At 61.9% G+C, this 25086-nt stretch carries 21 protein-coding genes; 15 read left to right on the top strand and 6 right to left on the bottom strand.

The window, feature by feature from the left end; translation table 11 throughout:
• Positions 1-33: 33 nt before the first annotated feature.
• The 14 genes from KW849_RS12725 to KW849_RS12660 are packed head-to-tail and all read left to right on the top strand — an operon-like array spanning position 34 to position 14020.
• A complete protein-coding gene (locus tag KW849_RS12725; RefSeq protein ID WP_218429719.1) occupies positions 34-768 on the top strand; it encodes a glycosyltransferase family 2 protein in 735 nt (244 codons plus the stop codon).
• Positions 765-1706 (top strand): glycosyl transferase, encoded by a 942-nt coding sequence (locus tag KW849_RS12720; RefSeq protein WP_218429718.1) that lies wholly within the window; start codon positions 765-767, stop codon positions 1704-1706. Before KW849_RS12725 ends, KW849_RS12720 begins: the two co-directional genes overlap by 4 nt.
• On the top strand, positions 1687-3231 hold the full coding sequence (gene hutH / locus KW849_RS12715) for a histidine ammonia-lyase (protein ID WP_218429716.1): 1545 nt from the start codon (positions 1687-1689) through the stop codon (positions 3229-3231). Before KW849_RS12720 ends, hutH begins: the two co-directional genes overlap by 20 nt.
• Positions 3224-3649, top strand: a complete 426-nt coding sequence (locus tag KW849_RS12710; RefSeq protein WP_218429715.1) for a thioesterase family protein — start codon at positions 3224-3226, stop codon at positions 3647-3649. Before hutH ends, KW849_RS12710 begins: the two co-directional genes overlap by 8 nt.
• The gene (locus KW849_RS12705; RefSeq protein ID WP_218429714.1) at positions 3646-4350 is read left to right on the top strand and encodes an outer membrane lipoprotein carrier protein LolA; all 705 of its coding nucleotides are present in this window, start codon (positions 3646-3648) and stop codon (positions 4348-4350) included. Before KW849_RS12710 ends, KW849_RS12705 begins: the two co-directional genes overlap by 4 nt.
• Positions 4334-6673: an MMPL family transporter gene (locus KW849_RS12700; RefSeq protein ID WP_218429712.1), complete on the top strand. Its 2340-nt coding sequence runs from the start codon at positions 4334-4336 to the stop codon at positions 6671-6673. Before KW849_RS12705 ends, KW849_RS12700 begins: the two co-directional genes overlap by 17 nt.
• On the top strand, positions 6670-7830 hold the full coding sequence (locus KW849_RS12695) for a sodium:proton antiporter (RefSeq protein ID WP_218429711.1): 1161 nt from the start codon (positions 6670-6672) through the stop codon (positions 7828-7830). Before KW849_RS12700 ends, KW849_RS12695 begins: the two co-directional genes overlap by 4 nt.
• A complete protein-coding gene (locus KW849_RS12690) occupies positions 7817-9064 on the top strand; it encodes an NAD(P)/FAD-dependent oxidoreductase (protein ID WP_218429710.1) in 1248 nt (415 codons plus the stop codon). Before KW849_RS12695 ends, KW849_RS12690 begins: the two co-directional genes overlap by 14 nt.
• Positions 9061-9786: a class I SAM-dependent methyltransferase gene (locus KW849_RS12685; RefSeq protein WP_218429709.1), complete on the top strand. Its 726-nt coding sequence runs from the start codon at positions 9061-9063 to the stop codon at positions 9784-9786. Before KW849_RS12690 ends, KW849_RS12685 begins: the two co-directional genes overlap by 4 nt.
• Positions 9786-10418 carry a hypothetical protein gene (locus KW849_RS12680; RefSeq protein ID WP_218429708.1) on the top strand — a complete coding sequence of 211 codons (633 nt, stop codon included), beginning with the start codon at positions 9786-9788 and terminating at the stop codon, positions 10416-10418. Before KW849_RS12685 ends, KW849_RS12680 begins: the two co-directional genes overlap by 1 nt.
• The gene (locus KW849_RS12675; protein WP_218429707.1) at positions 10415-11611 is read left to right on the top strand and encodes a beta-ketoacyl-[acyl-carrier-protein] synthase family protein; all 1197 of its coding nucleotides are present in this window, start codon (positions 10415-10417) and stop codon (positions 11609-11611) included. Before KW849_RS12680 ends, KW849_RS12675 begins: the two co-directional genes overlap by 4 nt.
• Positions 11608-12066, top strand: a complete 459-nt coding sequence (locus KW849_RS12670; RefSeq protein WP_218429706.1) for a hotdog family protein — start codon at positions 11608-11610, stop codon at positions 12064-12066. Before KW849_RS12675 ends, KW849_RS12670 begins: the two co-directional genes overlap by 4 nt.
• Positions 12066-12794 (top strand): 3-oxoacyl-ACP reductase FabG, encoded by a 729-nt coding sequence (gene fabG / locus KW849_RS12665; RefSeq protein ID WP_218429705.1) that lies wholly within the window; start codon positions 12066-12068, stop codon positions 12792-12794. Before KW849_RS12670 ends, fabG begins: the two co-directional genes overlap by 1 nt.
• Positions 12794-14020 carry a beta-ketoacyl-ACP synthase gene (locus KW849_RS12660; RefSeq protein WP_218429704.1) on the top strand — a complete coding sequence of 409 codons (1227 nt, stop codon included), beginning with the start codon at positions 12794-12796 and terminating at the stop codon, positions 14018-14020. The genes fabG and KW849_RS12660 overlap by 1 nt, the downstream gene beginning before the upstream one ends.
• 208 nt (positions 14021-14228) lie before the next feature.
• Here the strand turns inward: KW849_RS12660 and KW849_RS12655 are convergent, their stop codons facing one another.
• The 3 genes from KW849_RS12655 to KW849_RS12645 form a co-directional block, all read right to left on the bottom strand.
• On the bottom strand, positions 14229-14612 hold the full coding sequence (locus KW849_RS12655; RefSeq protein ID WP_218429703.1) for a type II toxin-antitoxin system PemK/MazF family toxin: 384 nt from the start codon (positions 14610-14612) through the stop codon (positions 14229-14231).
• 98 nt (positions 14613-14710) lie between these two features.
• A complete protein-coding gene (locus KW849_RS12650; protein ID WP_108216253.1) occupies positions 14711-14974 on the bottom strand; it encodes a DUF6124 family protein in 264 nt (87 codons plus the stop codon).
• Positions 14975-15487: 513 nt separating this feature from the next.
• Entirely contained in the window at positions 15488-16390 is a 903-nt protein-coding gene (locus KW849_RS12645) for a LysR family transcriptional regulator (RefSeq protein WP_218429702.1), read from the bottom strand.
• 73 nt (positions 16391-16463) lie between these two features.
• Between KW849_RS12645 and KW849_RS12640 the strand changes: the two genes are divergently transcribed.
• Positions 16464-17783: an MFS transporter gene (locus tag KW849_RS12640; RefSeq protein WP_256357198.1), complete on the top strand. Its 1320-nt coding sequence runs from the start codon at positions 16464-16466 to the stop codon at positions 17781-17783.
• An 82-nt stretch (positions 17784-17865) separates the two neighbouring features.
• Here KW849_RS12640 and hemE read toward each other — a convergent pair whose 3' ends face one another.
• From hemE to gltB, 3 genes are all read right to left on the bottom strand, one after another.
• Entirely contained in the window at positions 17866-18933 is a 1068-nt protein-coding gene (hemE, locus tag KW849_RS12635) for a uroporphyrinogen decarboxylase (protein WP_218429700.1), read from the bottom strand.
• Positions 18934-19187: 254 nt separating this feature from the next.
• Complete coding sequence (locus KW849_RS12630) at positions 19188-20606, bottom strand: FAD-dependent oxidoreductase (protein WP_218429699.1); 1419 nt, start codon at positions 20604-20606, stop codon at positions 19188-19190.
• 32 nt (positions 20607-20638) lie between these two features.
• The gene (gene gltB, locus KW849_RS12625) at positions 20639-25084 is read right to left on the bottom strand and encodes a glutamate synthase large subunit (protein ID WP_218429698.1); all 4446 of its coding nucleotides are present in this window, start codon (positions 25082-25084) and stop codon (positions 20639-20641) included.
• Between the last annotated feature and the right edge of the window lie 2 nt (positions 25085-25086).

Here is a 25086-nt window from a genome sequence, read left to right as displayed (position 1 = left end):
AAACAGGCTATTTGTGGCGAGGGAGCTCAATCAATGCATAGCCCCTGCGCCATCGTCCCGGTGTACAACCACGAAGACGCGATCACCACGGTGGTCGATGCCCTGATCGCCAGCCATCTGCCGTGCATTCTGGTGGACGATGCCAGCAGCCCGCGCTGCGCCCGGGTGCTGGATCGCCTGGCCCAGCGTGAAATGGTTTACCTGATTCGCCTCGCCGAAAACCAGGGCAAGGGTGGCGCGGTCATGACCGGCTTGCGCGAAGCTTCGCGCCTGGGTTTCAGCCATGCCTTGCAGGTGGATGCCGATGGCCAGCACGATTTGCAGGACGTCCAACGCTTCATCGAACAATCACGCCACCACCCACAGGCGGTGATTTGCGGCTATCCGCAATATGACGCCAGCGTGCCGAAAGGCCGTTTGTATGCGCGCTACCTGACTCACGTCATGGTCTGGATCAACACCCTGTCGTTGCAGATTCGCGATTCCATGTGCGGTTTCCGGGTTTACCCGTTGCCGCCGGTCCTGGCGTTGATCGAGTCAGCGAAAATCGGCAAGCGTATGGACTTCGACTCGGACATTCTGGTGCGCCTGGCCTGGCGCAATCAGCCGATGCAATGGCTGCAAACCAAAGTCCATTACCCGCTGGACGGCGTTTCGCATTTTCGGATGTTCCACGACAACGTGCTGATTTCCAGCATGCACACGCGGCTGTTCTTCGGCATGTTACTGCGCTCGCCCATGATCCTCTGGCGACGGTGGCGGGCATGAGCGCAGACGAGCAACACTGGGCCGACCGCGAAGAACGGGGCAGTTTCTGGCTGATGAAGCTCACTGCGTTCGGCGCCAAAGTGCTGGGGCGTCGAGTACTGAGCCCAGTGTTGTACGGCATCGTCCTGTACTTTTTCCTGTTCGGTCGCAGCGCCCGACACAGTGCCTGGCAATACCAGCAACGCCTGACTGACTGGAGCGGTCGCAGCGAGCTGCGCCCGAGCCATTGGCGGGTGTTTGGCCAGTTCATGGCCTTCGCCGACTCCATGCTCGACAAACTCGACGTATGGAACGGCAAGCTGAGCATCGAACAAATCGAAATCATTGACCCAGCGCTGCTGCGTGACCAGTTGCGCGGTGCCCGCGGGCAGATGCTGGTGGGCGCACACTTGGGCAATCTGGAAGTCTGCCGCGCACTGGCGGAGATCGGCGAGAAGGTCACGATGAACGTGCTGGTGCACACCAAGCACGCCGAACAGTTCAACCGTTTGCTGGGCGAAGCCGGGGCGACCAATTTGCGCCTGATTCAGGTCAGCGAACTGGACCCCGGGATCATGCTGCAGCTGAGCGAGCGCCTGGAGCGTGGCGAGTGGCTGGCGATTGCCGGCGACCGTGTGCCGCTGCACGGTGGGCGCAGCGTGACCGTGGACTTCCTCGGTCATCAGGCCAGGTTCCCCCAAGGCCCGTGGCTGCTGGCCGGTCTGCTGAAATGCCCGATCAACCTGCTGCTGTGCCTGAAAAAGCCCGACGGCGATTATCGACTGACCATTGAGCCGTTCGCCGAGGCAATCACCTGGAAGCGCAGCGACCGCGAGCAGGTCATTCATCAGTGGGCCTCCCGCTACGCCGAACGCCTGGGTCACTATTGCCTCGAAGCGCCCCAACAATGGTTCAACTTTTACCCTTTCTGGAAGACCGATGACGACGCCAACGCTTGAGCCGGTAACCTTCGGCGAACGCCCTTTGCGCATTGAAGACGTGCTGGCCCTGGCCAACCGCAAGGTGCCGACGCAGTTGCAAAGCGATCCCGCCTACCGCGAACGCATCGCCAAGGGCGCGCGTTTTCTCGACTCTCTGCTGGACAAGGAAGGCGTGATCTACGGCGTGACCACCGGTTATGGCGACTCCTGCGTGGTCGCGGTGCCGTTGCATCACGTCGAGGCGCTGCCCCGTCATCTGTTCACTTTCCACGGCTGCGGGCTGGGCAAACTGCTCGACGCCCAGGCCACCCGCGCGGTACTGGCGGCGCGTTTGCAGTCGTTGTGCCACGGTGTTTCCGGGGTGCGCGTGGAGCTCCTGGAGCGCCTGCAAGCGTTCCTTGAACACGACATCCTGCCGCTGATTCCGGAAGAAGGTTCGGTGGGTGCCAGTGGTGACCTGACGCCGCTTTCGTACGTGGCCGCCACGCTGTCCGGCGAACGCGAAGTGATGTACCGCGGCGAGCGCCGGCAGGCTGCCGATGTGCACCGCGAACTCGGCTGGCAGCCACTGGTGTTGCGTCCGAAAGAAGCCCTGGCATTGATGAACGGCACTGCGGTGATGACCGGTCTGGCTTGCCTGGCGTATGCCCGCGCCGATTATCTACTGCATCTGGCCACGCGCATCACCGCGCTGAACGTAGTCGCCCTGCAAGGCAACCCGGAGCACTTCGACGAGCGCCTGTTCGCCGCCAAACCACACCCAGGGCAGATGCAGGTCGCCGCGTGGTTGCGCCAGGATCTGGCCATCGACGCGCCAACCGCACCCTTGCATCGCCTGCAAGACCGATATTCCCTGCGCTGCGCGCCCCATGTGCTGGGCGTGCTGGCCGACAGCCTGAACTGGCTGCGCTCGTTCATCGAGATCGAGCTCAACAGCGCCAACGACAACCCGATCATCGACGCCGAGGCCGAGCGCGTGCTGCACGGCGGGCACTTCTATGGCGGGCACATCGCGTTCGCCATGGACAGCCTGAAAAACCTCGTGGCCAATGTCGCCGACCTGCTGGATCGGCAGCTCGCGCTGCTGGTGGACGAGCGCTACAACCACGGCTTGCCGAGCAACCTGTCCGGTGCCACGGCCGACCGCGCCATGCTCAACCACGGCTTCAAGGCCGTGCAGATCGGCACCAGTGCCTGGACCGCCGAAGCGCTGAAGAACACCATGCCGGCCAGCGTCTTCTCTCGCTCCACCGAGTGCCACAACCAGGACAAGGTGAGCATGGGCACCATCGCCGCCCGCGATGCCATCCGCGTGCTGGAACTCACCGAACAGGTGGCGGCTGCCACGCTGCTGGCGGCCAATCAGGGCGTCTGGCTGCGTGGCCAGGTCGAAGATGCACGACCACTGCCACCCGCCTTGGCCGCCATGCATGAAGCCTTGGCCAGGGACTTCCCGCCGGTCATCGAAGACCGCGCGCTGGAAGGCGAATTGCGCCTGTGCCTGCAACGCATCGCCGAACAACACTGGAGGCTGCATGCGTAGCAAAGGATTTCTCTACACCGACACGGAAATCGTCGTACCGTTCTTTGACGTCGACAGCATGCACGTGGTCTGGCACGGCCATTACGTCAAATACCTGGAAGTCGCCCGCTGCGCGCTGCTGGACAGGATCAGCCACAACTACACCGCGATGAACGAATCCGGCTATGCGTGGCCGGTGATCGACCTGCAATTGCGCTACGTGCGCGGTGCGGTTTTCGGCCAGACACTGAACGTGCGCGCCAACCTGGTGGAGTGGGAGAACCGTTTGAAGATCAATTACCTGATCAGCGATCTGCAAACCGGTGAACGCTTGACCCGGGCCATGTCGGTACAGGTCGCCGTCGACATCGCCAGCCGCGAGATGCAACTGGCCTCGCCGAAGGTGCTCACCGACGCCGTAGAGAGAGCCCTGCGATGACTTTCTGCCCCTCCCGCTCCCCTGTAGGAGCGAGCTTGCTCGCGATGGTCGTTAACGATGACACTGAGCACCTGACACCCCGCGGCGCACTCAGGTTTTTCGCGAGCAAGCTCGCTCCTACAGTGTTCTGCGTGCTACTGGGTATTCCTGGACTGGCCCATGCCTTCGACCTGCAACAACTCAGCGATCAACTGGCCAGGCCCGAGGTGATCCACGGCAGTTTCACCCAGGAAAAACACCTGCGCGCCCTGCCCCAGCCGCTGGTCAGCAAGGGCACGTTCGTCCTGGCAAAAAACCACGGCTTGTTATGGCTGCTGAAAACGCCACTGCAACAGGACTATCGCATCACCGCCAAAGGCATTGCCCGGCGTGACGGCATTGTCTGGCAGATGTTGCCGGGCAAAAGCGCCGGTGCCGAGCAGAACCGATTGTTCCTGGCCGTGCTGCAAGGTGACAGCAGCGGCCTGCAACGGGATTTCGAATTGTCCCTGAGCGGCGACGCACAGAACTGGAAGCTCACGCTGCTGCCACGCTCGATGCTGCTCAAGCAGGTGTTCAACCAGATCAACATTACCGGCGCAGAACTGGTGCACAGCATCGAACTGCTCGAAACCCAGGGCGACAGCACGTTGTTGCGCATGCAGGACAGCACCGGCACCCAACCTTTGAGCGATGCGGAGCAACATGACTTTGCCGAGTGAACGGTGGTTGCCACGGCTGTTTCTGACCCTGCTGCTGGCCGTACTGGCGCTCGCCGGTTGGCAATGGCGTGATGCCGCGCCGCTGTCGGCCAACCTGATGGAACTGGTGCCCGGCACGGCGCCCGATGCCCTGGAACTGCGCGCCGAACAACGCATGCAGGAACCGCTGAACCGCGAAATGCTGGTGCTGGTCGGCCACAGCGATCGCCAGCAGGCCGTCGCCATGGCGCAGACACTCTGCGAGCAATGGCAGGCCAGCGGACTGTTCGAAAAGGTCCAGTGGACCCTGCAAGCCGACTTGCCGGCGTTGCGCACGCAGTTGCTGCAAGGTCGTCTGGCGATGCTCCAGGCGGCGGACCGGCAACTGCTGATCGAGCACCCCGACACCTTTATCCAGCAACGGGTACAGGCGTTGTTCGACCCGTTCAACGGTTACAGCCTGGTGCCGAGCCAGGACGACTGGCTGGGCCTGACCGGGCGCATCCAGAACAGCCAGCCGCAACGCGGTTCGGTGCAACTGGACATCGGCAGCGGCGCCCTGGTCGCCGATGCCGATGGCAAGAGCTGGGTGCTGCTGCGCGCGCGCACCACCGGCAACGCCTTCGACATGAACCTGCCGCTGCAAGTGGCCGACCTGCTCGAGCACAGCCGCGAAGAAGCCGCCCGGCACGACGTGCAACTGCTCGCCGCCAGCGGCTTGTTGTACGCAGCCAGCGGGCAACAGCAGGCTGCCCGGGAGATGACCTGGGTCGGGGGCGGTGCCACCGTCGGGATTTTGCTGTTGCTGTTGTTGGCCTTCCGGCGCTGGCGCGTCTTGCTGGCGTTCGTGCCGGTAGTGGTGGGCATGCTCTTCGGTGCGGTGGCCTGCGTGGCGTTGTTCGGCCATATGCACGTGATGACGTTGGTGCTGGGTTCGAGCCTGATCGGTGTCGCGGTCGATTACCCGCTGCACTACCTGTCCAAGAGTTGGAGCCTGAAACCCTGGCACAGCTGGCCTGCCCTGCGCATGACCTTACCCGGATTGACCCTGAGCCTGATCACCAGCGGTATCGGCTATCTGGCCCTGGCCTGGACCCCCTTCCCGGCGCTGACCCAGATTGCCGCGTTCTCTGCCGCCGGCTTGCTCGGCGCCTATCTCTCCGCCGTGTGCCTGCTGCCGGCATTGCTCAAGGGCGTAGACCTGCGCCCGGCGCAGTGGCCATTGCGTGTTTGCGAGCTGTTGCTGGACTGTCGTGAAGCGCTGCTCAAACAGGCGAAAACACCGGTCCTGCTGGCGCTGCTGATTGCCTTTTGCGTGGGCGGCCTGTTACAGCTCGGCAGCAAAAACGACATCCGCCAATGGATCAGCGCGCCGCAACAATTGACCGACGAAGCCCAGACCATTGCCCGGATCACCGGCTATCAACCCACCAGCCAGTTCTTCCTGATACGCGCCGCCAACCAGCAGCAACTGCTCGAACGCCAGACTGCCCTGAGAGAGCGACTGGATCAATTGATTGGCCTGGAAAAGCTCCAGGGTTATCTGTCGCTCAATCAACTGGTCAGCCCGCCGCACGAACAGCAACAGGTGCGCGCAGCATTGAGCAAACTGCCGTCGTTCTGGCAACCGTTGCTCGACATCGGCATACCGGCCGAGGCGCTGCAAGCGGAGCTGACGAAGCTACAGGCGTTGCCGATCGTGGACATCGACGCAGCGCTCAGCGGCCCGTTGGCAGAACCCTACCGGCCCCTGTGGCTGGGGCCGACCGATGACGGCGTGGCGGCGATAGTCAGCCTGCAAGGCATCAACAACCCGGCCCTGCTGCGGCTCCAGGGTGAGGACTTACCCGGCGTGACACTGGTGGATCGACTGGGTGAATTGAACAACGTCTTCGCGGCCACCCAAATCAGTGCCGCGGAACTGAAACTCGCCTCCTGCGTGCTGATCGTGCTGGTGCTGATCCTGCCCTTCGGCCTCGGCGGCGCGTTGCGTATCGTGTCCCTGCCCCTGCTGGCGGCGTTGTGCAGCCTGGCCAGCCTCGGCTGGCTGGGGCAGCCGTTGACCCTGTTCAGTCTGTTCGGCCTGCTGCTGGTGACGGCGATCAGCGTCGATTACGCGATCCTGATGCGCGAACAGGTCGGCGGCGCGGCCGTGAGCCTGCTGGGCACCCTTCTGGCGGCATTGACCACCTGGCTGTCGTTCGGTTTGCTGGCGGTGTCGAGTACCCCGGCGGTGAGCAACTTCGGACTGTCGGTGAGCCTGGGCCTGATCTTCAGCTTCCTGCTCGCGCCGTGGGCCGGTCGACAGGCGCATGGGGCTGCGGCCGTGGAGCGGGTAACATGATGGTCGTGCTGTTCTGGGCGATGGCGCTGGCATTGTTCGCAGTGGCGACCCGTGTCGGCCGGCATTTTGGCCTGATTCCCATCGTCAGCCAGTTGTTGCTGGCGACCCTCGGCTTGCCACTGTTGATGTATTTCTGGATCGAGCCCCAATGGCAATTGAGCGGTGCGTTGCTGGTGTCGCCGGGCTGGCTGAAGAACCTCTACAGCCTGAGCTTTGCCCTGTTGCTGGGCTACATCCTCAGCGATGTGATCGACCTGCAACTGGATCGCCAGAGCCTGAAAATCGCCCTGCCCAGCTTTTGCATTCCGTTTGCCTGCGGCCTGGCCACGGCGGTCTGGTTATTGCCGCCGCAGCCGTGGATCAGCTCGCTGGCCGTCGGCCTGTTGTTCGCCATCACCGCGATTCCGGTGTTGTACCTGTACCTGCGGCACATCGATTACCCACCCGCCGCCACCCGGCGACTGGTGCAAACCGCAATCCTCATCGACCTCGCCTGCTGGACCCTGTTCGGCATCGCCCAGGGTAGCCTGCACCTGAGCAGCCTGTTGCTGCCCCTGGCCGGCGCGTGCCTGCCGGTGCTGCTGCGGCTGCTGGGTCTGCGCCAGACATGGCTTTACAGCCTGTGCTTTTTCGCCCTGCTGGTCGTCGCCGAGCACTACAAGCTCAATGCGCTGATTTTCGGCATCGGCTATGTGCTGATCATGGCCGCGCTGAAAGCACCGCTGGTGCTGCCGTTGCCGGCCGTGTGGATGAGCCGCTTGCAGACGTACATCGCCATCCCGCTGATCCTCACGTTCGGCATTGTGCAGATCAACGTGCACAGCGCGATCGACAGCCTCGGCTGGACGCAGTTGGCGGCCCTGCTGCTGTTGCCGATGCTGAGCAAGCTGCTGGGTAACTGGCTCGGCCTCGGCTGGGCCGGGGCCTCGTTCCAGGGCGCCAGCCGCTGGCGGGAAAGTGTGCTGCTGAACATCCGCGGCTTGAGCGAGATCGTTTTTCTCAACCTGCTGCTGCAACAGCAACTCATCAGCCCGCCGCTGTACTTTGCCCTGATGCTGATGGGCCTGATCGCTACACTGCTGCCAGCCCTGGCGGGCATGCACCGAATCCCCCTGAAAACCGCTGTCCCGGCAAGGAGCCCTCATGCCAACCGTTGAAATGGAATGCCGCCAGGTCGTGGTCATCGGCGCCGGCCCTTCCGGTGCCATCGCCGCCGCGTTGCTCAAGCGCAAGGGACACGATGTGCTGGTGATCGAGCGTCAGCATTTCCCACGGTTTTCCATCGGTGAGAGCCTGCTGGCCCATTGCCTGGACTTCGTCGAGGAAGCGGGCATGCTCAACGCCGTCAACGCCGCCGGATTTCAGGTGAAAACCGGTGCCGCGTTTGCCTGGGGCGAGCGCTACAGCGCGTTCGACTTCGGCGAGACGTTCAGCCACGGCAAATCGACGACCTTTCAGGTCCAGCGCGCCGATTTCGATAAGCTGCTGGCCGATCAGGCCGCGCTGCAAGGCGTGGAAATCCGCTATGGCGAAACCATCGTCAGCGTCGACATTGAGCCCGGAAAACCGCAGCTCGGCGTGCGCCGCGAAGACGGTAGCGAGTACCGCATCGAAGCCGATTTCCTGCTCGATGCCAGTGGCTACGGCCGCGTGCTGCCGCGCTTGCTCGACCTTGAGGCGCCGTCGAACTTCCCGGTGCGTCAGGCCGTGTTCACTCACGTTGAAGACCATATCGACCTCCCGTCTTTCGATCGCAGCAAGATCCTCGTGACCACTCATCCAACCCTGCGCGACGTGTGGTTCTGGACCATCCCGTTCAGCAACGGGCGTTGCTCGGTCGGCGTAGTCGCCGCCGAGGAACGTTTCGCTGGCCGCAGCGACAATCTGGATCAGTGCCTGCGCGGCTTTATCGCCGAGACGCCAAGCCTGGCCAGCGTGTTGCAAAATGCGCAGTGGGACACCGAGGCGCGAACCATCGGCGGTTACTCGGCCAACGTCAAAACCCTGCACGGCCCGGGCTTCGCGCTACTGGGCAATGCCGCGGAATTCCTCGACCCGGTGTTTTCCTCTGGCGTGACCATCGCCATGCGTTCGGCGAGCATGGCCGCCGGGGTGTTGCACCGTCAGCTGCAAGGCGAAGCCGTCGACTGGCAAACCGAGTTCGCCGAACCGCTCAAGCGCGGCGTCGACACGTTCCGTTGCTATGTCGAAGGCTGGTACGCCGGGACCTTCCAGGACGTGATTTTCCACGAGGGCAGCTCGCCGGAAATCCGCGGGATGATCAGCTCCATTCTTGCCGGGTACGCCTGGGACCGACGCAACCCGTTCGTCAGCGAAGCCAGGCGCCGGTTGAAGGTGATATCGGAGTTCTGTGCAAGGGATGCGTCATGAACTACTTGAGCGACCACTACGTCGAAGAATCCCGTTTCGGGCTGTGGTTCCTGCGCAGCCAGATCTGGCAACACTATGTGCTGCGGTTGGCGATCGACGATTTGCGTAGCCTGTTCAGCGAAGCGCTGCCTGTCGGCCCGGTGCTGCTGGATGCCGGTTGTGGCCAGGGCAAGTCATTCCCGCTGCTGCGCCAGGCCTTCGCGCCCGCTCGTCTGATTGGCGTCGATGCTGATCCCCACAGCCTGAACCAGAGCCGCGAAGAAGCGGTCCGCCAGGGCATGGCAGTGGAGTTGATCGGCAGTGACTGCGCCAGCCTCAACCTGCCGGACGCCAGTGTCGACCTGCTGTTCTGTCACCAGACCTTCCATCATCTGGTGGAGCAGGAACAGGCACTGGCCGAGTTCTATCGTGTGCTCAAACCCGGCGGTTATCTGCTGTTCGCCGAATCCACCGAGGCTTACATTGATACCTGGGTGATCCGCTGGTTATTCCGCCACCCCATGCACGTGCAGAAAAGCGCGGCGCAGTACCTGCAAATGATTCGCCAGCAGGGCTTCGAATTTACCGCGCAAAACGTGTCTTATCCGTACCTGTGGTGGAGTCGCGCCAAGGATTTCGGCCTGCTCGAACTATTGGGTGTGTGCAAGCCAAAACCCTTTGGCCAACGGGAAGAAACCCTGGTCAATGTGGTGGCGCGCAAACCTTTTGAAGGAGCTGTGTGATGTTCATTGCCAGCCGCTTGAACTGCACAACCTGTGGGAGCGAGCCTGCTCACGATAGCGGTGGGTCAGTCAACATCCATGTCGACTGTATCGCCGCCATCGCGAGCAGGTCGAATCGTCGCACCGTCGCTCCTACAGGGGTAACGGGTGTTCTGCGATTTCTGCTACTTGCTGCAGCCCTGCTTTTGAGCGCCTGCGCCGGTCGGGCGCCGCTACCCGAGCACAATCCGGATGTGCAGTTGCCGCTGCAACTGCACATCCAGCTCTTGCAGCCCGACGACCGCCAGGACTGGGTGCTGGTGATCCAGCGCGAAGAATCAGGCATTCGCTGGTCGATGATGGACCTGCTGGGCATTCCACAGGCTCGCCAGAAGTTGATCGACAAAACCTGGGAGGCCGATGGTTTCTTGCCGCCCAATCCGCAAGCCCGAGAACTGTTCGCGGCGCTGCTGTTTGCGCTGACGCCGCAAGATGAACTGGCGACCAACTATCCCGGCGCCTGGCAGCACGGCAGACAACGGTCCCTGCCCGAGCGCTGGGACATCCGCTACGCACAACCGCAGAATTTTCAATTGAAGTTTCCGAACGGTCCGACCTATCAAGTCACCCCCCTGAGCGGTGAAACACCATGACGGCTTACCTCAATGCCCTCGGATTGGTCTGCGCGTTGGGCCGCGACAGGCAGGAAGTTGCCCGCAACCTGTTTGCCGGCGACTGCGGCGGCATGCGCGAACAAGCCGGGTGGGTGCCGCAACGCACGCTGCCGGTCGGTGCGGTCCAGGGCAAACTGGCAACCCTTCCAGCCGAGATGTCGCGCCATCACAGTCGCAACAATCAGTTGTTGCTGGAGGCCACGCTGCAAATCCGCCCGGACATCGACAGTGCAATCCAGACCTACGGCCGCGACCGCATCGGTGTCGTGCTGGGTACCAGCACCTCGGGTATCGACGAGGCCAGCCAGAGCCTGGCACATTACCTGCGTGAAAAGCAGTTCCCTGCCGAGTACGACTATCAGCAACAGGAGCTCGGGGCGCCGGCGAACTTCCTCGCCGAATGGCTGCAATTGAATGGGCCGGCCTATGTCATTTCCACGGCCTGCACCTCCAGCGCCCGGGCCTTGATGAGTGCCCAGCGCCTGTTGGACCTGGGCATTTGCGACGCGGTGCTGTGTGGCGGTGTCGACACCTTGTGCAAGCTGACCCTCAACGGTTTCTCGGCGCTGGAAGCGGTCTCGGAACAACGTTGCAATCCGTTTTCGGTGAACCGCAATGGCATCAACATTGGCGAAGCGGCGGTGCTGTTCCTGATGACCAAACGTGCAAGCGACAGCCAAGCAATTGCCTTGCTCGGCAGCGGCGCCAGTTCCGATGCGCATCACATCTCCGCCCCGGAGCCGAGCGGGCGTGGCGCCCTGCAAGCGATGCGCAAAGCCTTGGGCCGCGCCAACCTGCAACCGGAGCAGATCGGCTATCTGAACCTGCACGGCACCGCCACCCAGCACAACGACGCCATGGAAAGCCAAGCCATGGCGACGCTGTTCCCGGCCGGCGTGCCCTGCTCGTCGAGCAAACCCATGACCGGTCACACCCTCGGTGCCGCCGGGGCGCTGGAAGCGGCGTTCTGCTGGTTGAGCCTAAGCCCGGACAATCGCGAGCATGCCCTGCCGCCGCACGTCTGGGACGGACAGCCCGACCCCGAACTGCCACCGCTGCACTGGGTGACCCCGGCCACTCGCCTGACGTCCATTGCACCCCGCTACCTGATGAGCAATTCCTTTGCCTTCGGTGGCAACAACGTCAGCCTGATTATCGGAGACGCCCCATGATTGACTGGCCGCTCGCCGAATTGCTGCCCCACGCTGGCGACATGATCCTTATTGATCAGATCCTGGCGTTCGATGAAGAGCAGATTCACACACGCCTGACCGTCAAGCCCGATGGCCTGTTCAATCTCCCCGACGGCAGCCTGCCGGCCTGGGTCGGCATCGAACTGATGGCCCAGAGCGTGGCCGCCTTCGCCGGTTGCCATGCGCGCCAGCGCGGTGATGCGGTGGAGTTGGGTTTCCTGCTCGGCAGCCGAAAGTTCGAATGCAATGTCGAAAGTTTTCCGGCCGGTACCGAGTTGACCATCCATGGGATTCGCTCCCTGGAAGACGACAACGGCATGGGCGTGTTCGAATGTCACATCAACGCCCCCGGCATTCACGTCAGCGCTCGTCTGAACGTGTATCGCCCACCCCAGGCCGCTCAATATCTCCATGAACCCGAAGGAGTCCAGTGATGACTGAATCCGTACTGGTCACCGGTTCCAGCCGTGGCATCGGCCGCGCCATCGCCTTGCGCCTGGCCCAGGCCGGGCACGACATCGTATTGCATTGCCGCAGCGGCCTGGCCGACGCTGAAGCCGTCAAGGGTGAAGTCGAGGCCTTGGGCCGGCGCGCGCGCATCCTGCAGTTCGATGTGGCCGACCGCGCCCGTTGCAAGGAAGTTCTCGAAGCCGACGTGGAAACCCACGGCGCCTATTATGGCGTGGTGCTCAATGCCGGCCTGACCCGTGACGGTGCTTTTCCGGCGCTGAGCGAGGAGGATTGGGATGTGGTGATGCGCACCAATCTCGACGGTTTCTACAACGTGCTGCACCCGGTGATGATGCCGATGATTCGTCGTCGCGCCGCCGGGCGGATTGTCTGCATCACCTCGGTATCCGGCCTGATCGGCAACCGTGGCCAGGTCAACTACAGCGCCTCCAAGGCCGGGTTGATCGGCGCGGCCAAGGCATTGGCGATCGAGCTGGGCAAGCGCAAAATCACCGTCAACTGTGTCGCCCCCGGCCTGATCGACACAACCATGCTCGACGAAAACGTGCCGGTGGAAGAACTGATGAAAATGATCCCGGCACAACGCATGGGCACCCCTGAAGAGGTGGCCAGCGCAGTGAATTTCCTGATGTCGGCGGAAGCCTCGTACATCACCCGGCAGGTTCTGGCCGTCAACGGAGGCCTGTGCTGATGAAGCGCGTCGTCGTCACCGGCATGGCCGGCATCACCTCACTGGGCAGCGATTGGGAGACCATCGCCGGTAACTTCGCGGCCAACCGCAGCGGCATCCGCCGGATGGACGAGTGGGATCGTTTCACCGAACTCAACACGCGCCTGGCTGGCCCCATCGATGACTTCAAGGTGCCGGGCCACTGGACCCGCAAGCAACTGCGCAGCATGGGCCGGGTATCACGGCTGGCCGTCGGCGCGTCGGAACTGGCACTGGCCGACGCCGGATTATTGGGTGACGAATCGATCAAGGACGGGCGCATGGGCGTCGCCTGCGGCTCCTCCACCGGCAGCACCGACGAGATCAAGGCGTTCGGCAACATGCTGCTCAACTCGGTGGCCGAAGGCCTGAACGCCAACTCCTACGTGCGCATGATGCCGCACACCACGGCAGCCAATATCAGCATCTTCTTCGGCCTCACCGGCCGCCTGATCCCGACATCCAGCGCCTGCACCAGCGGCAGCCAGGGCATCGGCTATGCCTACGAGGCGATCAAGTTCGGGCGCCTGCCGCTGATGCTCGCCGGCGGCGCCGAAGAGCTGTGCCCGACCGAAGCCATGGTCTTCGACGCGCTTTACGCCACCAGCCTGAAAAACGACACCCCGCAACGCAGCCCGCGCCCTTACGACTCCGCACGCGACGGCCTGGTGATCGGCGAAGGCGGCGGCATGCTGGTGCTCGAAGAACTGGAACACGCCCTGGCCCGCGGCGCCCACATCCATGCCGAGATCGTCGGCTTCGGCAGCAACGCCGACGGCCAGCACACCACCCGTCCCGAACAGATCACCATGCGCCGGGCCATGGAACTGGCCCTGGAAGACGCCGGGCTGAAACCGTCGGACATCGGCTACGTCAACGGCCACGGCACCGCCACCGAACAGGGCGACATTGCCGAAACCCTGGCCACCAGCAGCCTGTTCGGCGAACACATGCCGATCAGCTCGCAGAAAAGCTTCCTCGGCCACACCCTCGGCGCCTGCGGTGCGCTGGAATCGTGGTTCAGCATTGAAATGATGAACCGCGACCTGTACGCCCACACCTTCAACCTCGACGAAGTCGACCCGCATTGCGGCAAGCTCGACTACCTGCGCGGTGAGTTTCGGCAGATGAGCAATCGGTACGTGATGAACAATAATTTTGCGTTTGGCGGGGTGAATACTTCGCTGATTTTCAAGCGCTGGTCGTAAGGCCAGAAACGACAAAGGGCGCCTTTCGGCGCCCCTTCACAGACAGGTTGGCTTGTCATCGCCCTTCACCTGCCTGGCTCTGTGATTGCTGGTTGCCCAGGATCCTCAGAGTCTCACAAGCCCCTTTCGGGAACGCCGTCAGTATTGTCGGAAATCATCCTGCGAACAACAGCTGGCAACTGGCCTGCCTCAATCAAACTTGCTGTGATTACAGGCCCAAGGCCTTGCGCACCGCGACTTTGATCGCAAAAAACTCGTCTGTTTCAAGTTGTAAAATGACGTAAGTGCGCTTCCCTCGACGATCTCGGCTCTTGATCCGGTCGAGCCTGGAAAGACTGACGGTGGCAACCATATCGCATTTAGCCCAACACGTCGGACTTGCTCCCTGCAGATGATTCGGCAGCTCCAGATGATGTTCAAGCATATGATCTGGAGCGGTTGTACTAAGCGGCACAACCGTCACCAACAAGTTGTTGGTTCTGTGTTTGCGAATCACGACAACAGGTCTGATCTTGATCATCTCGGGAACTTCATACCCCCTGAAATCACAAATCAGTACGCTGCCTTCCTTGGGTTGATATAGAAGTGGCATCCATGGCACTCAGCTAAAGAAATCGATTCTGCTCAATAATCGGGTAAATCGCGAAACCGGATCCGTTACGCGAAGTGTCCCAACGCTCCCTGGGTGATTCAGGGTGGATCGAGGTTATCCAACACCCGATTCACCGCCAGTTCCCCCAGCATTATCGATTGCTGAATCCCCAGCAGTGTGTGGCTCTGCGCTCCGTTCAGATTCCTCGCGAAGTCGCTCGCCATGACATTGGCTGATGCCAGTGACACGCAGGCGTATTCCAACAGGGTGTGGTTGTCGATTTCGGGGGCGATGAAGAAGATATTGCTGGCTTGGTGTGGAGTGTCCGGATCGGTATCCGGTGGGTTTGGTGTATGCGTCATGATTCAGCGTCCTGACAGTGGGGGGGCCACACCGAATCGCTACTGATCAAAGGGGTGGCAGCTGTACGCAGGTTAGTAGACCGGGCAAAGCGAAAACCGGCGCGCCCGAAGGCGCCCTGCGCACAGCTACCGTCAAGGGCAGGTATGGACATACCTGCCTATCAGGAGCGCATGTGCGCTTCGGTTTGCTACGGGCTACTAAACCCGATCACTGACAATCAGTGACCCGATCAAGCTACCGATGACCTCCAAGGCGCACAAGCCGGCGGATTCTGGAGTAGTTGCAGGCAACGTCGCAAGGCGCTGTAGCCTCTCTGAGGGATTTCGGAAATGTCCCACTGGCGGCGGTGAATCTTCTGACACAGCCTCCGCTGACAGTTGGTTTTTGTGGTGCTCTTGCGGGCGCTTTCGCGGGCAAGCCCGCTCCCACAGGGTTTTGCAATGTGGCCAATATTGTGCTCACACCGCAGATCCTTGTGGGAGCGGGCTTGCCCGCGATTGACGGCGCAGCAGTCACGCCTGCAACGGCTCAACCTTTCGCGTCAGCAGTTCAACAAACGCCCGCGCCATCGCCGACTTCTGATCCTTGCGCTGCACCAGCCACACCGCCGACACCGCCGCCGGATCCAGCAAGGGTCGATAGACCACACCGTCGATGCGCATCCGCTGATAAGACGCCGGTAGCACCGACACACCGAGCCCCGCCGCCACCAGCCCGATGATGGTCATCGCCTCTCCGGCCTCCTGGGCGAAGTGTGGGCTGAAACCGGAGTCCCGGGCCAGGCTGAGCAACTGCGCATATAGACCGCTGCCGTAGCTGCGCGGAAAAAACACAAAGGGCTCAAGCGCCAGGGCGGACAGAAACAAGCCCTCCTCGCTGCCCTCCACCAACGGGTGCTTGGAGCTGAGCACCGCGACCAGTGGCTCGCGCATCAATTCGACCACGCTGAGGCAGTCCGGCAGCCCGAGCGGGCGCATGATGCCGACCTCGATCGACTCGTCCACCAGCGCATCGGCGACCTGGGTGCTGCTCATTTCCCGCAGGTTCAGGTGCACCGCCGGGAAGCGCTGGCGGAAAGAGAAAATCGCCTGGGGAATGGTCGAGTTGAAGGGGGCCGACGAGGTGAAGCCGATTTTCAGCTCACCCAACTCACCCAGTTGCGCCCGTCGCGCGACATCCGCCGCTTTGTCGACCTGCGCCAGCACCAACCGTGCCTCTTGCAGAAACAGCCGACCGGCCTCGCTCAGCTCGACCCGACGATTGGTACGTTCGAACAGCCGTGCGCCGACTTCCTGTTCCAGCGCCTGAATTTGCTGGCTCAGCGGCGGCTGGGAGATGCCCAGTACCTGTGCGGCGCGGCCGAAGTGCAGTTCTTCGGCGACGGCGATGAAGTAGCGCAGGTGACGCAATTCCATGGAAACCCCATTAGGTCGTAAAAGCTATCAAACAGGTCGAACAATATATTGGATTGAATCATTAGCCAGCTATATGCTTTTTTCATTGCCTGACCGGCTGCGTCCTCCGAGGTCCCACGTGAAAACTGCTGTCGCCCCACTCGCCCATGAAGTTCCTCCCGCAGCAGCGGACGCTATCGCCGCTGAGCGGGCGGAGATCTACATCGAAAAAGGCACGCCAGCGTTCATGCGCACGGTGCTGGCGTTGTTCTGCGGCGGCTTCGCGACCTTCGCCCTGCTCTACTGCGTGCAGCCGATGATGCCGCTGCTGTCCCACGAGTATTCCATCAACGCGGCGCAGAGCAGCCTGATCCTGTCTATCGCCACCGGCATGCTTGCCATCGGCCTGCTGATCACTGGCCCGATTTCCGACCGTATCGGGCGTAAACCGGTGATGGTAGCCGCACTGTTGGCCGCTGCGCTGTGCACCATGGCCAGTGCAATGATGCCGAGCTGGCACGGTGTGCTGCTGATGCGTGCGCTGATTGGATTGTCGTTGAGCGGTCTGGCTGCGGTTGCGATGACTTACTTGAGCGAAGAGATCCACCCACAGCACATCGGCCTCGCCATGGGTTTGTACATCGGTGGCAACGCGATTGGCGGGATGAGCGGACGCTTGATCACCGGGGTATTGATCGACTTCGTCAGCTGGCACACGGCGATGCTGGTGATCGGTGGCCTGGCGCTGATTGCCGCGGCAGTGTTCTGGAAAATCCTCCCGGAATCGCGCAACTTCCGCGCCCGCTCGCTGCACCCGCGCAGCCTGCTCGACGGTTTCACCATGCACTTTCGCGACGCCGGCCTGCCGCTGCTGTTTCTTGAAGCCTTTGTGTTGATGGGCGCGTTCGTCACGCTGTTCAACTACATCGGCTATCGCCTGCTGGCCGCGCCGTACCACATGGAACAGGCCTTTGTCGGGTTGCTGTCGGTGGTGTACCTGTCGGGCATCTACAGCTCAGCGAAAATCGGCTCGCTGGCCGACAAACTCGGTCGCCGCAAAATGCTCTGGAGCACCATCGCGCTGATGATCGGCGGTCTCGCCTTGACGATGTTCACGCCGCTGCCGCTGGTGATCATCGGCATGCTGGTGTTCACTTTCGGCTTTTTCGGCGCCCACTCGGTGGCCAGCAGCTGGATCGGCCGCCGAGCCACCACGGCCAAGGGGCAGGCATCGTCGCTGTACCTGTTCAGCTATTACGCCGGTGGGAGCATCGCCGGAACCGCAGGCGGCGTGTTCTGGCATATGGGCGGGTGGAACGGGATCGGGTTGTTCATCGGCTCGCTGCTGGTGATTGCGCTGCTGGTCGCGTTGAAGCTTGCGAAGTTGCCGCCACTGGGTGATGTGAAGGCCTGAAGACAAAAACATGTGGGAGCACAATCCAAAACCTCTTACAAAAACGCCCGGCATATGCCGGGCGTTTTTTATTGGGTGCCGATCACTCGTGATATTGCGCCGACAATTCATGCACGGCACGCAGGAACGCGCCGGCGTGCTCCGGGTCGACTTCCGGCGTGATGCCATGGCCGAGGTTGAACACGTGGCCGCTGCCCTTGCCGTAGCTGGCCAGAATACGCCCGACTTCTGCGCGGATGGCTTCCGGTTTGGCGTAGAGCACGGTCGGGTCCATGTTGCCTTGCAGGGCAACCTTGTCGCCGACACGGGCGCGGGCGTTGCCAATATCGCAGGTCCAGTCCAGGCCCAGCGCATCTGCGCCAGCCTCGGCAATGCTCTCCAGCCACAGGCCGCCGTTCTTGGTGAACAGGATGACCGGCACCTTGCGGCCTTCGTGCTCGCGGATCAGGCCGCTGACGATTTTGCGCATGTAGGCCAGGGAGAATTCCTGGTACGCCGCCGCCGACAGGTTGCCGCCCCAGGTGTCGAAGATCTGCACCGCTTGCGCGCCGGCCATGATCTGGCCGTTGAGGTAGCTGGTGACCGACTGCGCGAGTTTATCGAGCAGCAGGTGCATGGCTTGCGGGTTGTCATAGAGCATGGCCTTGGTCTTGCGGAAGTCTTTCGACGAGCCGCCTTCGACCATGTAGGTCGCCAGGGTCCACGGGCTGCCGGAGAAACCGATCAACGGCACACGGCCGTTCAGTTCGCGGCGGATGGTGCTGACCGCGTCCATCACGTAGCCCAGGTCTTTCTGCGGGTCAGGAATCGGCAGGGCTTCGATGTCGGCCAGGGTGCTGATGACTTTCTTGAAGCGCGGACCTTCACCGGTTTCGAAGTACAAGCCCTGCCCCATGGCATCGGGGATGGTCAGGATGTCGGAGAAGAGGATCGCCGCATCCAGCTGTGGATAACGGTCGAGCGGCTGCATCGTGACTTCGCAAGCGAACGCCGGGTTCATGCACAGGCTCATGAAGTCGCCGGCTTTGCCACGGCTGGCGCGGTATTCAGGCAGGTAGCGACCGGCCTGACGCATCATCCACACAGGGGTGACGTCTACGGGTTGCTTAAGCAGGGCGCGCAGGAAACGGTCGTTCTTCAGGGCAGTCATGTCGGCATCCGGAAAAAAAGTGCGGTCATTTTCTCAGAGCCGGGCGCAAAAGGCACGGCAAGAGCGGAGGCTTTTGTCTTTCGGGTCAATTTGTCGCAATGAAATACAGAGTTTAGCAACACCGCGAAACAACTGTGGGAGCGGGCTTGCTCGCGAAGAGGCCGGCACAACCAACATTGAAGTTGGCTGACAGACCGCTTTCGCGAGCAGGCTCGCTCCCACAGGGTTACTGCATTTCAAGTCTGGATCGAGGCTCAGACCCCCAGATAATCCAGAATCCCTTCCGCCGCATTACGGCCTTCGAAGATCGCCGTCACCACCAGGTCGGAACCGCGCACCATGTCGCCACCAGCAAAGATTTTCGGATTGCTGGTCTGATGCTTGTACTGACCTTGTTCCGGCGCCACCACGCGGCCCTGGCTGTCGGTCTGGATGCTGAACTGCTCGAACCATGGCGCCGGGCTCGGGCGGAAACCGAAGGCGATGACCACGGCGTCGGCCGGGATGATCTCTTCGGAACCAGGGATCGGCTCGGGGCTGCGACGGCCGCGGGCGTCCGGTTCGCCGAGACGGGTCTCGACCACCTTCACGCCTTCGACCTTGTCTTCGCCGACGATGGCGATCGGCTGGCGGTTGTAGAGGAACTTCACGCCTTCTTCCTTGGCGTTCTTCACCTCTTTGCGCGAGCCCGGCATGTTCGCTTCGTCACGACGATAGGCACAGGTCACCGACTTGGCGCCCTGACGAATCGAGGTTCGGTTGCAGTCCATCGCCGTGTCGCCGCCGCCCAGGACCACGACCTTCTTGCCTTTCATGTCGACGAAATCTTCCGGCGACTTTTCAAAGCCCAGGTTGCGGTTGACGTTGGCGATCAGGAAGTCCAACGCGTCATACACGCCAGGCAGATCTTCACCGGCAAAGCCGCCCTTCATGTAGGTGTAGGTACCCATGCCCATGAACACGGCATCGTATTCTTCGAGCAGTTGCTCGATGGTTACATCCTTGCCGATTTCGGTGTTCAGGCGGAACTCGATACCCATGCCGGTGAAGACTTCGCGGCGATTGCTCAGCACGGTCTTTTCCAGCTTGAACTCGGGAATGCCGAAGGTCAGCAGTCCGCCGATTTCCGGGTTCTTGTCGAACACCACCGGGGTCACGCCACCACGTACCAGCACGTCGGCACAGCCCAGGCCGGCAGGGCCCGCGCCGATCACCGCAACCCGCTTGCCGGTCGGCTTGACCTTGGACATGTCCGGGCGCCAACCCATGGCGAACGCGGTGTCGGTTATGTACTTCTCCACCGAACCGATGGTCACCGCGCCGAAGCCGTCGTTGAGGGTGCAGGCACCCTCGCACAGACGATCCTGCGGGCACACCCGGCCGCAGACTTCGGGCAGGGTGTTGGTCTGGTGCGACAGCTCGGCGGCCTGGAGGATGTTGCCCTCGGCCACCAGTTTCAGCCAGTTGGGAATGAAGTTGTGCACCGGGCACTTCCATTCGCAATACGGGTTACCGCAACCCAGGCAGCGGTGGGCCTGGTCGGCCGACTGCTGGGGTTTGAAGGGTTCGTAGATTTCCACGAACTCTTTCTTGCGTTGACGCAACAGTTTCTTCTTCGGATCCTTGCGCCCGACCTCGATGAACTGGAAGTCATTATTCAGACGTTCAGCCATTTTAAAACCTCATCAAACTCTTCAGGCGCATATCACTGCGGGTTGGCACGGGTGCTGGAAAGCAACGATTTCAAGTTGGCAGCCTTGGGCTTGACCAGCCAGAAACGGCGCAAGTAGTCATCGAGGTTTTCGGCGAGTTCACGCCCCCACTCGCTGTCGGTTTCCGCGACGTACTCGTTCAGCACGTTTTGCAGGTGGCTGCGATAGGCTTCCATCGCCTCGCCGCTGATCCGCTGGATTTCCACCAGTTCGTGGTTGACCCGGTCAACGAAGCTGTTGTCCTGGTCGAGCACGTAGGCGAAACCGCCGGTCATGCCAGAGCCGAAGTTGTAACCGGTCTTGCCCAATACGCAGACAAAACCACCGGTCATGTACTCGCAGCAGTGATCGCCAGTGCCTTCCACCACAGTGTGGGCACCAGAGTTACGCACGGCGAAACGCTCGCCCGCGGTGCCGGCGGCGAACAGCTTGCCGCCAGTGGCGCCATACAGGCAGGTGTTGCCGATGATGGCACTGTCCTGGGTGCGGTAGACGCTGCCTTTGGGCGGTACGATGACCAGCTTGCCGCCGGTCATGCCCTTGCCGACGTAGTCGTTGGCGTCGCCTTCCAGGTACATGTTCAGGCCACCAGCGTTCCACACGCCGAAACTCTGCCCGGCCGTACCTTTGAAGCGGAACGTGATAGGCGAATTGGCCATGCCCTGGTTGCCATGCTTGCGCGCGATTTCGCCGGAGATCCGTGCGCCGATGGAACGGTCGCAGTTGCAGATATCCAGGGCGAATTCCGCGCCGCTCAGGTCGTTGATCGCCGAGGTGGCCATGTCGACCATTTTCTCGGCCAGCAGCCCCTTGTCGAACGGCGGGTTGCGTTCAACGCCACAGAACTGCGGCTTGTCCGCCGGGACGTGGTCGCTGCCCAGCAACGGGGTCAGGTCCAGGTGATGTTGCTTGGCGGTCTGACCTTCGAGGACTTCCAGCAGATCGGTACGGCCGATCAGCTCTTCGAGGGAGCGCACGCCCAGCTTGGCCAGCCACTCACGGGTTTCTTCGGCGACATAGGTGAAGAAATTCACCACCATGTCGACGGTACCGATGTAGTGATCCTTGCGCAGCTTCTCGTTCTGGGTCGCGACGCCGGTGGCGCAGTTGTTCAGGTGGCAGATGCGCAGGTATTTGCAGCCCAGGGCGATCATTGGCGCGGTGCCGAAGCCGAAGCTTTCAGCGCCGAGGATCGCCGCCTTGATCACGTCGAGGCCGGTTTTCAGGCCGCCGTCGGTCTGTACCCGGACTTTGCCGCGCAGGTCGTTGCCGCGCAGGGTCTGGTGGGTTTCGGCCAGGCCGAGTTCCCACGGAGCGCCCGCGTATTTGATCGAGGTCAGTGGCGATGCACCGGTACCGCCGTCGTAGCCGGAGATGGTGATCAAGTCCGCATAGGCCTTGGCCACACCGGCAGCGATGGTGCCGACGCCCGCTTCTGCCACCAGCTTTACCGAGACCAGTGCCTTCGGGTTGACTTGTTTCAAGTCGAAAATCAGCTGCGACAAGTCTTCGATCGAGTAGATGTCGTGGTGCGGTGGTGGCGAAATCAGGGTTACACCCGGCACTGCGTAACGCAGCTTGGCGATCAGACCGTTGACCTTGCCCCCTGGCAGTTGACCACCTTCGCCCGGCTTGGCGCCTTGGGCGACCTTGATCTGCAGCACTTCAGCGTTGACCAGGTATTCCGGGGTCACACCGAAACGGCCGGTCGCCACTTGCTTGATTTTCGAGCTCTTGATGGTCCCGTAGCGCGCCGGGTCTTCGCCGCCTTCGCCGGAGTTGGAACGCGCACCGAGGCGGTTCATGGCTTCGGCCAGGGCTTCGTGAGCTTCCGGCGACAGGGCGCCCAGCGAGATGCCGGCGGAGTCAAAGCGCTTGAGCACCGATTCCAGCGGCTCGATTTCACTCATATCCAATGGAGTGTCGAGGGTTTTGACTTTCAGCAAGTCGCGGATCATCGACACCGGGCGGTTGTCCACCAGCGACGTGTATTCCTTGAACTTGCTGTAGTCGCCCTGCTGCACAGCGGCTTGCAGGGTGCTGACCACATCTGGGTTGTACGCGTGATATTCGCCACCGTGGACGAACTTCAGCAGACCACCCTGCTGGATCGGCTTGCGCGGGCTCCAGGCTTCGGTGGCCAGGGCTTTCTGCTCCGCTTCGATGTCGACGAAACGCGCCCCCTTGATGCGGCTCGGCACGCCACGGAAGCTCAGGTTGCAGACTTCCTCGGACAGGCCGATGGCCTCGAACAACTGCGCACCACGGTACGACGTGATGGTCGAGATGCCCATCTTCGACAGGATCTTGAGCAGGCCCTTGGTGATGCCTTTACGGTAATTCTTGAACACCTCATAGAGGTCACCCAGCACTTCACCGGTACGGATCAGGTCGCCGAGCACTTCGTAGGCCAGGAACGGGTAAACGGCGGAGGCGCCGAAACCGATCAACACGGCGAAGTGATGCGGATCGCGGGCGGTGGCGGTTTCCACCAGGATGTTGGAGTCGCAACGCAGGCCCTTTTCGGTCAGGCGGTGGTGCACCGCGCCGGTAGCCAGGGACGCGTGGATCGGCAACTTGCCCGGGGCGATGTGACGATCACTCAGTACGACCTGGGTACGACCGGAGCGCACGGCTTCTTCAGCCTGATCGGCAACATTGCGGATCGCAGCTTCGAGGCCGACGCTTTCGTCGTAGTTGAGGTCAATGATCGCGCGCTCGAAGCCCGGACGATCGAGGTTCATCAGCGAGCGCCACTTGGCCGGGGAAATGACCGGCGAGCTGAGGATCACGCGCGAAGCGTGTTCCGGCGACTCCTGGAAAATGTTGCGCTCGGCACCGAGGCAGATTTCCAGCGACATGACGATGGCTTCACGCAGCGGGTCGATCGGCGGGTTGGTGACCTGCGCGAACTGCTGGCGGAAATAGTCGTACGGCGTGCGCACGCGCTGGGACAGCACGGCCATCGGCGTATCGTCGCCCATCGAGCCCACGGCTTCGTAGCCCTGTTCGCCGAGCGGACGCAGCACCTGGTCGCGCTCTTCGAACGTGACCTGGTACATCTTCATGTATTGCTTGAGCTGATCGACGTCGTAGAACGCCGAACCGTGGTCGTTGTCTTCCATGGTCGCCTGGATGCGCAGGGCATTCTTGCGCAGCCATTGCTTGTACGGATGACGGGACTTCAAACGGTTGTCGATCGCATCGGTGTCGAGGATCTGACCGGTTTCGGTGTCCACGGCAAAGATCTGGCCAGGTCCCACACGGCCCTTGGCGATCACGTCTTCAGGCTGGTAGTTCCAGACACCGATTTCCGAGGCCAGGGTGATGAAGCCGTTCTTGGTGGTGACCCAACGCGCCGGACGCAGACCGTTACGGTCGAGCAGGCACACCGCGTAACGACCGTCGGTCATTACCACGCCGGCCGGGCCGTCCCACGGTTCCATGTGCATCGAGTTGTATTCGTAGAACGCACGCAGATCCGGGTCCATGGTCTCGACGTTCTGCCACGCAGGCGGAATGATCATCCGCACGCCACGGAACAGGTCGATGCCACCGGTGACCATCAGCTCGAGCATGTTGTCCATGCTCGAGGAGTCGGAACCGACGCGGTTGACCAGCGGGCCGAGTTCTTCCAGGTCCATCAGATCGTTGGTGAACTTGGTGCGACGGGCCACGGCCCAGTTGCGGTTGCCGGTGATGGTGTTGATCTCGCCGTTGTGCGCCAGGAAGCGGAACGGTTGGGCCAGCGGCCATTTCGGCAGGGTGTTGGTGGAGAAGCGCTGGTGGAACACGCAGATCGAGGTTTGCAGGCGCTTGTCGCTGAGGTCTGGATAGAAGGCGGTCAAGTCCGCCGGCATCATCAGGCCTTTGTAAATGATGGTCTTGTGCGAAAAGCTGCAGACGTAGTGGTCGGTGTCAGCGGCGTTGGCCACGGACGAGCGACGACGGGAGGTGAACAGCTTGACGGCCATGTCCTGATCGCTCAGGCCTTCACCGCCGATGAACACTTGCTCGATCTGCGGCAGGCGCTCAAGGGCCAGGCGGCCGAGGACGCTGGTGTCGATCGGCACTTTGCGCCAGCCGACCAGCTGCAGGCCGGCGGCCAGGATCTCGCGGTTCATGTTCTCGCGAGCAGCTTGGGCTTTGACCGGGTCCTGGTTGAAGAAAACCATGCCCACGGCATATTGCCTGGGCATTTCGACGCCGAAGGTTTCCTGGGCGATGGCTCGCAGGAACACGTCCGGCTTTTGAATCAGCAGACCGCAACCGTCACCGGTCTTGCCGTCGGCATTAATCCCACCGCGGTGGGTCATGCAGGTCAGGGCCTCGATGGCCGTTTGCAAAAGGGTATGACTGGGCTCGCCCTGCATATGAGCAATCAGGCCGAAACCGCAGTTATCCTTGAATTCATCTGGTTGGTACAGACCTGCTTTCATAG

Origin of the sequence: Pseudomonas sp. PDM26 (genome assembly GCF_019219185.1) — a bacterium.
In the GTDB taxonomy this organism is placed as follows: Bacteria; Pseudomonadota; Gammaproteobacteria; order Pseudomonadales; family Pseudomonadaceae; genus Aquipseudomonas.
Note: the sequence above shows the minus strand (reverse complement) of the source record. Positions and strands in the feature narration are given on the sequence as shown.